General features: G+C 67.4%; 12 protein-coding genes. 8 read left to right on the top strand and 4 right to left on the bottom strand.

Annotation, left to right across the window (positions count from 1 at the left end; genetic code table 11):
* The first annotated feature begins 58 nt into the window (after positions 1-58).
* Together GO488_RS01570 and GO488_RS01565 are read left to right on the top strand one after the other, a co-directional pair.
* Positions 59-1,420 carry an NAD-dependent succinate-semialdehyde dehydrogenase gene (locus GO488_RS01570; RefSeq protein ID WP_162316052.1) on the top strand — a complete coding sequence of 454 codons (1,362 nt, stop codon included), beginning with the start codon at positions 59-61 and terminating at the stop codon, positions 1,418-1,420.
* A complete protein-coding gene (locus tag GO488_RS01565; RefSeq protein WP_162317511.1) occupies positions 1,420-3,006 on the top strand; it encodes an acetolactate synthase large subunit in 1,587 nt (528 codons plus the stop codon). The genes GO488_RS01570 and GO488_RS01565 overlap by 1 nt, the downstream gene beginning before the upstream one ends.
* Positions 3,007-3,034: 28 nt before the next feature.
* On the opposite strand, the gene GO488_RS01560 is transcribed toward GO488_RS01565, so the two are convergent.
* Positions 3,035-4,270, bottom strand: a complete 1,236-nt coding sequence (locus GO488_RS01560) for an LEA/WHy family protein (RefSeq protein WP_241692875.1) — start codon at positions 4,268-4,270, stop codon at positions 3,035-3,037.
* 87 nt (positions 4,271-4,357) lie between these two features.
* Here GO488_RS01560 and GO488_RS01555 point away from each other — a divergent pair, with 87 nt between their 5' ends.
* The 5 genes from GO488_RS01555 to GO488_RS01535 all read left to right on the top strand — a co-directional run bounded on the left by GO488_RS01555 (position 4,358) and on the right by GO488_RS01535 (position 7,322).
* On the top strand, positions 4,358-4,585 hold the full coding sequence (locus tag GO488_RS01555; RefSeq protein ID WP_241692874.1) for a hypothetical protein: 228 nt from the start codon (positions 4,358-4,360) through the stop codon (positions 4,583-4,585).
* Between the two features lie 50 nt (positions 4,586-4,635).
* Positions 4,636-4,860, top strand: a complete 225-nt coding sequence (locus GO488_RS01550; RefSeq protein ID WP_162316051.1) for a DUF7123 family protein — start codon at positions 4,636-4,638, stop codon at positions 4,858-4,860.
* Between the two features lie 119 nt (positions 4,861-4,979).
* Positions 4,980-5,411: an SRPBCC family protein gene (locus tag GO488_RS01545; RefSeq protein WP_162316050.1), complete on the top strand. Its 432-nt coding sequence runs from the start codon at positions 4,980-4,982 to the stop codon at positions 5,409-5,411.
* Positions 5,408-6,226, top strand: a complete 819-nt coding sequence (locus tag GO488_RS01540; RefSeq protein ID WP_162316049.1) for a carbon-nitrogen family hydrolase — start codon at positions 5,408-5,410, stop codon at positions 6,224-6,226. Before GO488_RS01545 ends, GO488_RS01540 begins: the two co-directional genes overlap by 4 nt.
* A gap of 79 nt (positions 6,227-6,305) precedes the next feature.
* Positions 6,306-7,322, top strand: coding sequence for a DUF4349 domain-containing protein (locus tag GO488_RS01535; protein ID WP_162316048.1), 1,017 nt, complete (start codon positions 6,306-6,308; stop codon positions 7,320-7,322).
* Positions 7,323-7,511: 189 nt separating this feature from the next.
* Here GO488_RS01535 and GO488_RS01530 read toward each other — a convergent pair whose 3' ends face one another.
* Complete coding sequence (locus GO488_RS01530) at positions 7,512-9,047, bottom strand: aldehyde dehydrogenase family protein (RefSeq protein WP_162316047.1); 1,536 nt, start codon at positions 9,045-9,047, stop codon at positions 7,512-7,514.
* Between the two features lie 80 nt (positions 9,048-9,127).
* On the bottom strand, positions 9,128-11,251 hold the full coding sequence (locus GO488_RS01525; RefSeq protein ID WP_162316046.1) for a CDC48 family AAA ATPase: 2,124 nt from the start codon (positions 11,249-11,251) through the stop codon (positions 9,128-9,130).
* Between the two features lie 114 nt (positions 11,252-11,365).
* Between GO488_RS01525 and GO488_RS20035 the strand changes: the two genes are divergently transcribed.
* Entirely contained in the window at positions 11,366-11,500 is a 135-nt protein-coding gene (locus tag GO488_RS20035) for a DUF7128 family protein (protein WP_268899412.1), read from the top strand.
* Between the two features lie 76 nt (positions 11,501-11,576).
* Here the strand turns inward: GO488_RS20035 and GO488_RS01520 are convergent, their stop codons facing one another.
* Positions 11,577-12,005 (bottom strand): DUF5796 family protein, encoded by a 429-nt coding sequence (locus tag GO488_RS01520; protein ID WP_162316045.1) that lies wholly within the window; start codon positions 12,003-12,005, stop codon positions 11,577-11,579.
* Between the last annotated feature and the right edge of the window lies 1 nt (position 12,006).

The following is a 12,006-nucleotide window of genomic DNA, read 5'->3' as shown; positions in this document are numbered from 1 at the left end:
CGGCAACGCTCCAATCTTCTCGCACACTTAACCGTCTGGACGGCGAATTCGGCGTGTCATGGAGGTCACTAATCCGGCGACCGGCGAGCGGGTCGACTCGTACGAGGAGGACGGCCAGGACGACGTGGAGGCCGCCCTCGAGACCGCGGTCGAGACGTTCGACTCGTGGCGTGACCGCCCGCTCCAGGAGCGGACGGACCTGCTTTCGAACGCGGCCGAGGTCCTCCGCGAGAACGAGCAGCGCTACGCCGAGACGATGACCGAGGAGATGGGCAAACCCATCACGCAGGCGAAGTCGGAGGTCGAGAAGTGCGCGTGGGTCTGTGAGCACTATTCCGAACACGCCAGCGAGTATCTGGACGAGAAGGGTCATCCGAGCCCGGCCGGGTCGTCGGTCAAGACGGTCTACGAGCCGCTCGGACCGGTGCTGGCGGTCATGCCGTGGAACTTCCCGTTCTGGCAGGTCTTTCGGTTCGCCGCGCCGTACGTCACCGCCGGCAACGTCGGCCTGCTGAAACACGCCTCGAACGTCCCCGGTTGTTCGGAGGCCATCGAGGAGGTGTTCCGCGAAGCGGGCTATCCCGAGGGCGCGTTCCAGTCGCTGCTGGTCTCCTCAGACCAGGTCGAGGGTATCCTCGAAGACGAGCGAGTGAAGGCGGCGACCCTGACCGGGAGCGGCCCCGCGGGCCGGTCCGTAGCCGCGACCGCGGGCGAGAACCTGAAGAAGACGGTGCTGGAACTGGGCGGGAGCGACCCGTACGTCGTCCTCGACGACGCCGACGTGGAGGCGGCCGCCGAGACCGGCGCGTGGGCGCGCGTCCAGAACGGCGGCCAGTCCTGCATCGCGGCGAAGCGCTTCATCGTCCACACCGACGTCTACGACGAGTTCGAGGAGAAGTTCGTCGAGCAGATGGAGTCGTACACGGTCGGCGATCCGACCGACGAGGAGACGGAGATCGGCCCGCAGGCGAGAGAGAGCCTGCTCGAAGACCTGCACGAACAGGTCGAGGACAGCGTCGACGCCGGCGCGGACCTGCTGACCGGCGGCGAACCGCTGGACCGGGAGGGCGCGTACTACCCGCCCACGGTCCTCGCTAACGTCCCCGAGGGCTGCCCCGTCGACAGCGAAGAGGTGTTCGGCCCGGCCGCACCAGTGTACGAAGTCGAAGACGAGGAAGAGGCGATTCGGAAGGCCAACGACACGCAGTTCGGGCTGGGCGCGAGCGTCTGGAGCGAGGACAGAGAACGCGGCGAACGCCTCGCCGGGCGGATCGACGCCGGCTGCGTCTACGTCAACCAGCTCGTGAAATCGGACCCCCGCGTTCCCTTCGGCGGCATCAAGGAATCGGGCTACGGCCGCGAGCTCTCGGGTGCCGGGATGCGCGAGTTCGTGAACCGCAAGACGGTGTGGGTCGAATGATGCAGGCCTCGGACCTGCTGGTCGCGTCTCTCGAACGCGAGGGCGTCGACCACGTCTTCGGCCTGCCGGGCGAGGAGATGGAGGACCTCCTGTTCTCGATCCGGGACTCCGAGGTGACGTTCGTCCCGGTGCGCCACGAGCAGGGCGCGGCGTTCATGGCCGACGTCCACGGCCGACTGACCGGCGACGCCGGGGTCTGCCTCTCGACGCTCGGCCCCGGCGCGACGAACCTCCTCACCGGCGTCGCCGACGCCCACCTCGATAAGAGTCCGCTGGTCGCGATCACCGCACAGGGGAGCCTCGAACGCCTCCACAAGGAGAGCCACCAGGCCCTCGACGTCATCGACCTGTTCGCCCCCATCACGAAGTGGAACGCCCAGCTCAACGACCCCGACATCATCCACGAGTCGGTCCGGAAGGCGTTCAAGGTGGCCGAACACGAGAAGCCCGGCGCGACGCACCTCGAACTCCCCGAGGACGTGGCCGCCGAGGACGCCGAGGTCGAGCCGATGCCGACCCGCGACCGGGTCCGGGTCGGTTCGCCGGACCGGGAGGCGCTCGACCGCGTGAAGTCGCTCCTCGAAACGGCGGACAAGCCTATCGCCATCGCCGGCAACGGCGCGGTGCGCACGCGGGCCTCCTCGCAGCTGTGCGCGCTCGTCGAGGCGACGGACATGCCGACCGTCTCGACGTACATGGGCAAGGGCGCGGTATCGGACGCCGACGAGCGCTCGCTGCTGACGCTGGACTCGGGGGCACACGGCGAGGCAGCGAGCGCGCTCGCGGAGGCGGACCTCGTCCTCACCGTCGGCTACGACATCGCCGAACACGACCCCGCTGGGTGGGACCACGGCAGTCCCATCGTCCACGTCGACAGCCAACCCGCCGAAGTGTACGAGGCCTACAACCCGCAGGTGGAGGTCGTCGCCGACATCGGCGAGACGCTTCGAGAACTTACCGAGTGGTGCGAGGTGAACGACCCCGAGTTCGACACGGAGTGGTACGCGGATCACCGCGACCACATCGTCGAGGACATCGACCGCGAACCGGCCGCGGAAGCGCCCTTCGCCGTCGAGAGCGTGGTCCCGATGCTGCGCGAGGCGATGGCCGACGACGACGTGCTCATCTCCGACGTCGGGAACCACAAGATGGCCATCGCCCAGAACTTCCCGACCTACGAACCCAACACCTGCATCATCTCGAACGGCCTGGCGTCGATGGGGATCGGCGTCCCCGGCGGACTGGCCGCGGACCTCGCGGTCGGCTCGAACGTCGTCGTCGGGACGGGCGACGGCGGGTTCCTGATGAACGCCGCCGAGATCGAGACCGCGACCAGACTGGGCTGTTCGTACACCATCGTCGTCTTCCGCGACGACGACTACGGACTCATCTCGCGGAAGCAATCGGACCACACCGGCGAGTCCTTCGGGACGCAACTCACCACGCCCGACCTCGTCACGTTCGCCGAGAGCTTCGGCATCGACGGCTACCGAGCCGATTCGGCCGAGGAACTCGAAGCCGCACTCGACGAGGCCGTCGGCGGCGACATGGCGCTCATCGAAGTGCCGGTCGAAGGGACGAACTGAGACGGTCGCTGCTGGGCCGGAGCGGCCGTCAGCGACCGAGCGCGAGCAGCCCGTCGTCGGTCTCGGTCGTCACGCCCGTCGAGGGCGGTCTCGGCGTCTTCGTCGGATTGGCTGGAGAGGCCGACTCCGTCGACGTCTCAGCGTCGGTTTGCGTCTCCCCACCCGGCGTCTGCGTCGCCGTTTCGCCGTCGCCGAACAGGCCGCCGTCGGAGTCCGTCGCCGTCTCGGTCGGCGTCGGCGTTCCCGCATCAGTTCCGTCGTCGGTACCGGCGTCCGCGCCGCCGTCGGCGCTCGCGTTCGTGCCGGTCGGATACTGCTCCTTGTTGTCGAAGATGTCCGTCTCGATAGTCTTCGAGTAGTCGATAGCGCGCAGGTCGATGCGGAACCGCTCGCCGCCGGCCTCGACGACGAGGTAGAAGTCGATGTAGAGATCGGTCACCTGGTTGCGTTCGAGGTGGGTGACCCACCACTCGTCCAGGTTTTCGTTCTGGATGGCCGTGGTCGTCCCGAGCGTCTCCGTCTGACCCGGGCCGATGGTGTAGCCGCGGTCGGTCTCGCCCTCGCCGACGGTGACGTCGTTCATCGTGATCTCGTAGCCGATCTTCGTGACAGTGTAGGGGTAGGGCTTGGGATTGAACACCGTGAAGTCGAGCTTCATCGGCGTCTCCGCCGCCGTGAGGTTCTCCTGGTCCCACTGTCCCCGGGTCTCGTTGACGTAGAGCAGCGGGTTCGAGAGGAGCGCCCGTTCGGACTCTATCGGTCGGGTCTCCGTCGAGTTGAACTGCCCGATGATGTCCGTCTCTATCTCTTTGTCCTGCTGGACCGAGATGGAGCGACCGCCGACGAGCGACGAGGAGACGTCGGCGTCGATGGTCACCCGCGTCCGCTCGCCGTTCTCGATGTGGGTGTGCCACCACGGCGGAATCTGCCCGTTTCGCATCCGCGTCGAGAAGTCGAGGCTCGTGTTCCCCTGTTCCAGTGCCAGACCGCTCTTGTTGCCCGAGGCCATCCGCACGTCGTTCATCGCCACGATGTAGTCGACGGACGTGCTGCCGAGCAGACTCCCGAGGAAATCGGGGTTCGGGTTGTGCAATCGCATGGTCGTCTGTACCCCCGTCGTCTCGTTCGAAATGCCGCTAAAGTGGTTCTCGACGGATTCGACCGTCGGCGTCCCGACGACGCCGAGCGCGAACGCGCCCCCCACGCTCAGGCCGAGTACCACGAAAACGGCAGCGGCGATCTTCAATAGTCCGAATCCTGCCATCACACAGGTCTCTCTCGTCGGACACTATATGTGCTGTGTCTACCGCACCCCGAATGAACTAAGTGCGCCACAGCGATACGCACTGACATGGCTACGCAGACGAAGTCGGACATGGGCGTCGGTCTCGGACTAGTGCTCGGACTCGTCGCCGTCGGCGCGGCGGTGATGACGGCGCTCTACAGCTACAACTACGCCATCGTACACGCACAGGGCGGAGAGACGGCGGGACTGCTCGCAAACAGCGGCGTCGCCTTCGGCGTCGCCATGCTCGCGGCGGGACTGGCGCTGGTCGCGATCCACGCCTACGACGGCTGAGACCGGTGTCCGAAAGGAACGATTAAGAACGCTCGGCACGTAACGCGGGTATGGCCGATTTCAGCGAGGAAGACCGACGCATTCTGGACTACCTCCGGGACAGCGTCTCGCGCGGAGACAGTTACTTCCGCGCGAAGAACATCGCCTCACACCTCGGTCTCTCGGCCAAACAGGTGGGCGCTCGCTTGCCCCGATTGGCCGAGGAGGCCGACGAGGTCGACATCGAGAAGTGGGGGCGGTCGAAGTCGACGACGTGGCGCGTCACACCGAGCTAACGTAGCCGCGGAAAACCCGGCTCACCCGCCCGAACTGCCGTCGTTCGGCCGGCGTTGAGGTCGTTTCAATTGTTACTATAGTCGGTGGATTCATTCGTCCGGACCCCTGAGAGTCTTCCATGACTGTCCGGGTAGAGCGGTCGATGACAGTGTCGGCATCGCCCGAGCGCGTCTGGGACTTTATCGCCGACCCGGAGCAGCGAGCGCGCCCGATCAGCGTCGTCGAGGACTGGGAGGTGGAGAGCGAGACGGAGTCGACGTGGTTCCTCTCGCTCCCCATTCCGTTCGTCGACCGGACCATTCGGGTCGAGACGGAGGACGTCGAGCGGCGCGAGCCGGAGTTCGTCCGCTTCGTCGGCCGGTCGAAGGTGATGAAGGTCCAGGGCGAACACGAACTCGAACCGACAGACGAGGGCGGCACCCGCCTCACCAACCGGTTCATCGTCGACGGGAAGCTCCCCGGCGTCGAGCGGTTCTTCAAGCGGAATCTGGACGACGAGATGCGGAACCTCGAACAGGCGCTGCGGGATGAACTGGAAGTCGAGGCATGAAGCTCGCGCTCGCCCAACTCGAGATCGAACCGGCGAAAGTGGCCGAGAACGTCGAGCGCGCCGTCGAAGCTATCGGACGCGCTGCCGAACGGGACGCCGACCTCGTCGTCCTGCCCGAGCTATTCAACGTCGGCTACTTCGCGTTCGATAGCTACGCCCGGAACGCCGAGGCGCTCGACGGCGAGACGCTCTCGGCAGTCCGCGAAGCAGCCGTTGAGCACGGCGTCGCCGTCCTCGCGGGGAGCGTCGTCGAAGACTTAGCGACCAGCGCGGCCGACGGCCTCGCCGTCCCGGCCGAGGAGGGCCTGGCGAACACCGCCGTCTTCTTCGACCGCGACGGGGAGCGACGAGCGGTGTACCGGAAACACCACCTCTTCGGCTACGGGTCGGCCGAACAGGATCTGCTGGAACCGGGCGAGAACCTCCCGACCGTCGAGTTCGAGGGGTTCACTGTCGGGATAACGACCTGCTACGACCTTCGGTTCCCGGAGCTGTACCGGCGTCTCGTCGACGACGGCGTGACGCTGGCGCTGGTCCCGAGCGCGTGGCCCTACCCCCGCGTCGAGCACTGGGAGCTCTTCCCCCGGACTCGCGCCGTCGAGAACCTGCTGTACGTCGCGGCGGCCAACGGCGTCGGCACGTTCGACGGGGACGAACTGCTCGGTCGCTCGACGGTGTACGACCCGTGGGGGACGACGCTCGCCAGTTCGGGCGACGACGCGGCGCTGGTGACCGCCGAGATAGAGCCCGAACAGGTCGAGCGGGTCCGCGAGGAGTTCCCGGCGCTGGCCGACCGCCGGACGGCGTCGCGATAGGTTCAGCCGCTCTTTCACAAAAAACGCGTTTTGAGCCATCGGCGACACTATACTCGGCGGACGAGCACTGCTAGCCGTCATGTCGAGAAAGATAGTGGTCCTCGCGGTCGCGGCGACGCTGCTGCTCGCCGGCTGTGCCGGCCTCGGCGGTAACTCGGCCGGCGGCGACGGTGCGCAACTGGCCGGCGGCGGTGGTGACGGGGGCGGTTCCGGTGGCGACGCCGGGTCCGCTGGCGGCGGCCAGCAGAACGCCGACGCTAGCACGAACGGCGAAATCCAGGCGAACGCCGCAGCCCAGCAGCGCGCGATAATCAGGACCGGGCGGATGGTCGTCGAGGTGGACAACTTCTCGCAGCGGCGCAGCGCCATCGCGTCGCAGGCCCGGGAGTACGGCGGCTACGTCAGCGATTCGAACCAGCGCCTCCACCGCAACGGCGAGGCGAAATGGGTCTCCGGCTACGTCGTCCTCAGAGTCCCGAGCGAGCGCTACCGGGCGATGCAGGAGGCCGTCGGCTCGGAGGGCACCGTCGTGACCGAGGAGACGACGACGAAGGATGTCACCGATCAACTGGTCGACCTCGAAGCGCGGCTGGAGAACCTGAAACAGCGCCGCGCTCGCCTCCGGGCGTTCTACGACCGGGCCAACGACACGGAGGAACTGCTCCGCATCGAGGAGGAACTCTCCAGTGTGCAGGGCGAGATCGAGCGGCTGGAAGCGCAGAAGCGCTCGCTCGAACAGCGGGTGGCGTACTCGACGCTCCGGGTCGAACTCGAAGAACCGGAGCCGGGGGTCACGCAGATACGGACCCAGTACCACGAGCAGTCGCTCGTGGCCGTGTTCTTGGGGTCGGTGCAGGACGTCTACGTCTTCGGCCGGGCGACGCTGGTGACGCTCGCGGCGGTCGCGCCGTGGCTCGGGGTCTTGGCGGTGCCGGTGCTCGGACTCCGCCGTCTGCTCGGCGGTCGGGAGATTCCGTCAGTTGGCGGGCTCCGCGGCGGCGATGACAGCGAGACGGATGATAGCGGCGTGGACGACAGCGAGACGGACGACAGCAGTACCGAGACCACCATGACAGACGAGAACGAGGACCGCTAGTCGGCCGACACCGGGTGCTTTTTACCGTTGGGTCCGTAACGATATCTCGCTGGCAAGGCGCTTTTCACGTCGATGCCAGCGCTACAGCCCGTCTCGCTGCTCGGCCACACGGCGTCGCTCGTCCGCCGAAGGCTGTCCGGACAGCCTTTCCGGCCACACCGACGACGGCACACCCGCCAACCTCTCTCGTCACCTTTCGTCCGTCTTTATCTCCGCCGAGAGCCCCTGTGCCATCTCGATCTCCTTCGAGTTGTTGAGCGTCCACGCCGTCCGTTCGGTGACGGCCTCGATGACTTCGCGGGCGTGGGGCGGGCCGCTCCCGGACTTCTTGACGCCGCCGAACGGTAACTGGACCTCCGCGCCGATGCACGGGAGGTTGCCGTAGGCGAGGCCGATCTCCGCGTGGTCGCGGTAGTAGTTTATCTGCCGATAGTCCTCGGAGACGATAGCGCCCGCCAGCCCGTACTCCGTGTCGTTCTGTATCTCGACGCCGCGCTCGATGCCCCCGTCGTACTCCACGAGGGCGACGTGCGGCCCGAACACCTCCTCGCGGAAGGGGTCGAGGTCGGTGTCGACGTCGACCTCGTAGACGAACGGGCCGACCCAGAAGCCGTCCTCGTGTCCCTCGGGAATCTCGTCGGCGTCGAGTTCCGCCCGGTCGACGAGCACCGTCGCGTCGTCCGATTCCCGAACCATGTCGTTGTATCGCTGGAACTTCGCGATCTGGTCCTCGTCGGCCAGCGGCCCCATGAAGGTGTCCTCGGAGAGCGGGTCGCCGACGGTCACGTCCTCGGCGAGGTCCACGAACTTCCGCTTGAACTCCTCGTAGACGTCGCTGTGGACGACGAGGCGTTCCGAGGAGACGCAGCGCTGGCCCGTCGTCTTGAATGAGGACATGATGGTCGAGTGGAGCGCGATGTCCATGTCGGCGGCGTCGGCGACGACGACGCTGTTCTTCCCGCCCATCTCACAGCAGGCGTTGCGGCCCGCGCGGCCCCCGATCTTCTCGTCGACCCTGTGACCGACCTCGGCGCTCCCGGTAAAGAGGACGGTGTCGACCCGGTCGTCCTCGACGATGGCGTTGCCGGCCTCGCCGTAGCCCTGCACGAGGTTGAACACGCCGTCGGGTATCCCCGCGTCCTCGAACATCTCGGCGACGATCTGGCCGCACCACGGCGTCTGTTCGGCGGGTTTCCAGACGACGGTGTTGCCCTCGACCAGCGTGACCGCCATGTGCCAGTAGGGGATGGCGACCGGGAAATTCCACGGCGTGATACAGCCGACGACGCCCTTCGGACTGCGGCGCATGTAGGCGTCCTTGCTCGCGATCTCGGAGGGGACCACGTCGCCGTGCGGGTGGCGGGCGTTGCCGGCGGCGACTTCCACCATGTGGGCCGCCTCGACCACGTCCGCGCGACCCTCGGAGATCTCCTTCCCGCACTCCCTCGTGACGACTTCGCCGAGTTCGTCGGTTCGGTCGCGGAGTTCGTGATACACGTCCCAGAGGTACTCCGCCCGGTCGATGTACGAGAGGGCGCGCCACTCCTCGGCGGCCGATTCGGCGGCCGAGACGGCGTCGCTCACGTCGTCTTCCGTCCCGCGGTGGACCGTCCGCAGCGTCTCCCGCGTCGCGGGGTTCACCGTCTCGAAGGTCTCTGTCCCGTGCCCGCTTCGCCACTCGCCGTCGACGTAGTGCCGGAGCGGTTCGGTCTGGTCGTCGCGCATATCAGGCAGTACGCCGGCGGCTGTGAAAAGTCATGCGTCAACACACCCCACTTACCCCGAGACGGGGCTGCCGTCGTCGGTCAGCGCTCGCGCTCCCGTTCCAGCGCGCGTTCGAAGTGCTCGGCCCCAATGGTCACCTCGTCGGCGCGCTCGCTGGCCTCGGCCGGCCCCATCTCCTCGGCGGCCTCGCGGATGGCGAGCATCGACGCCTCGCGGACGACGGCCTCGAGTTCCGCCCCCGAGAATCCCTCCGTCTCGGCCGCGAGGTCCGACAGCGAGACGTCCTCGGCGACGGGTTTGCCCTCGGTGTGGACCGCAAGAATCGCCTCGCGGGCGTCGTGGTCCGGATTCGGCACCTCGACGTGCTGTTCGAGGCGGCCCGGCCGCAGGAGGGCGTCGTCGATCATGTCCCGGCGGTTGGTCGCCGCGAGCACCACGAGGTTCGGGTTCTCGGTGATGCCGTCCAGTTCCGCCAGCAGTTGGGAGACGACGCGCTCGGTCACCTCGTTGCCCTGTCCGCGGTGGCTGGCGATGGCGTCGATCTCGTCCAGGAAGATGATGCTCGGCGCGGTCTGTCGGGCGCGTTCGAACAGTTCCCGGACCGCCTCCTCGCTCTCGCCGACGTAGCGGTCCATGATCTCCGGCCCGGCGACGTGGATGAAGTTCACGTCGCTCTCGCCGGCAATAGCGCGGGCCAGCAGCGTCTTCCCGGTCCCCGGCGGGCCGTACATGAGGATGCCGCTGGGCGGGTCGGTCTTCGTCGCCGAGAACAGGTCGCCGTACTCCAGGGGCCACTCGATGGCCTCGGTCAGCGTCTGCTTCACTTCGGGGAGACCGCCCACGTCGTCGAAGGAGACCGCCGGCGACTCGGCGACGTACTCCCGCATCGCGCTGGGTTCGACGGTCGCCAGCGCCTCGTCGAAGTCCTCGCCGCGGACCTCGCTATCCTCGCGCTCCGCTCTGAGTGCCGCCATCGCCGCCTCGGTGGTCAGCGACGCGAGGTCGGCCCCGACGAAGCCGTGGGTCTGGGCGGCGATGCGGTCTAAGTCCACGTCCTCGTGAATAGGCATGTCCCGCGTGTGAACGTCCAGAATCTCGCGGCGGCCGCCCTCGTCGGGGACGCCGATCTCGATCTCGCGGTCGAAGCGGCCGCCGCGGCGGAGCGCCGGGTCGACGGCGTCGACGCGGTTGGTCGCGCCGATGACGACGACGCGGCCCCGGTCTTCGAGGCCGTCCATCAGCGTCAGTAGCTGCGCGACCACGCGGTTCTCCATGTCGGCGTCCTCGTCTCGAGAGCCCGCGATGGAGTCTATCTCGTCGACGAAGAGGATGGACGGGGCGTTCTCCTCGGCTCTCTCGAAGGCCTCCCGCAGTCGCTCCTCGCTCTCGCCCTTGTACTTCGAGACGATCTCCGGCCCGGAGATGGTGTCGAAGTAGGCGTCGACCTCGTTGGCGACGGCGCGGGCGATGAGCGTCTTCCCGGTCCCCGGCGGCCCGTGCATGAGGACGCCGCTCGGCGGGTCGATGCCCAGTTTCCGGAACTCCTCGGGCTCGGAGAGGGGCATCTCGATCATCTCGCGGATGCGGTCTAACTCCTCGTCCAGTCCGCCGATGTCCTCGTAGCTGACGTCGGTGTCAGGGTTGGCTATCTGTGCGTTCGTCTGCTCGTTCGGACCCGCCGCTCCGGATTTCGACTCTCCGCTCCCGCTCTCGTCGCTCGGCGGCAGGAGCGTCACGTTCGTCCCGTCGGTGACCCGTACCGGACCGTCCGGACTCGTCGCCCGGACGAGGAACGTGCCCAGCCCGTCGATGTGGGTCCGCTCGTCGGCCTGCACCATCTGATCGACGAGCCGCGTCCGGACCATGCGCTCGTACTCCTCGGCACCCGGCAGCGGAGCCATCGGCTGAATGGTTATCTCCGTCGCCTCCGTGACCGACCCCGCTCTGACGGTCACCGTGTCGCCGATGTTGACGCCGGCGTTGGCCCGCGTATCGGAGTCGATGCGGACCGTCGCGCCCTCCTCGTCGCCCGGCCAGACCTTCACGACGGTCATCCGGTCGCCCTCGACGACGACCGGCGACCCGCTCAGGACGCCGAGTTCGCTCCGCACGGACTCGGGGAGGCGCGCGATGCCGCGCCCGGCGTCGCGCTTGTGCGCCCCCTCGACCGCGAGTTCGATCCCCGTCTCGCTAGAGCCGCTCATGCCGTCGGCTAGCCGTCCGGCCCCCTTGAGACTGCCGGGTGTGCGCACGCCGGTGCGAGCCCCGGTGCCGTCTCGCGGGAAAACAATTTACGCCCGGCCGTCGGAGAGGCTCACATGGTGGTCTCTACCGAACGCGACGAGATGACCTGGTACAAGTGCGAGACGTGCGGGCTGATGTTCGACGACGAGAACGACGCACGCCAGCACGAATCGAACTGCGACGACGAGGACCCCTCGTACATCCAGTAGCTCTCGCGCGTTCTGCGGCCGCCCTGTGGAAGCCCGGAGAGAGCGGCCTAGCCGTTCCGAACCGCGGGCTCGCGCGCTACGTCTCGGCGACGACCTCGTAACTCCGCTCGCCCATCTCGTCCTCCTCAAAGACGAACACCCGACCGTCGGCCACGTCGAAGTCCACGTCCACTTCGACGCGCATCTCCCTATCGCGCACCGTTACGCCGGGGAACAGCTCGTCTTCGTCCCCGTCGTCAAGGAGGACGCGGCCGACGCCGCTGGATTCGATGATGTCGTCGTGGGTCCGCAGGTCGTTGACGTAGACGAGGATGCCGGAGGTCTCCGTCTCGTCGGTGATGAGGACGTGGGTGTCTTTGCCCGGCGCGGTTCGGACGCTCCCCTCGGCCTTCGCGGGAACGCCGCGATAGAAGGCCTTCCTGCCGTCGAGGTACTCGACGGCGATGCCGTCCTCGGTGAGTTCGATGGAGAGGGTATCGGGGGCGATGTCGGACCGGTGGCTCATA

It is taken from the genome of Haloarcula limicola (assembly GCF_010119205.1).
Classification (GTDB): Archaea; Halobacteriota; Halobacteria; order Halobacteriales; family Haloarculaceae; genus Haloarcula; species Haloarcula limicola.
The sequence above is the reverse complement of the archived record's forward strand: the minus strand, read 5'-3'. Positions and strand labels throughout refer to the sequence as shown.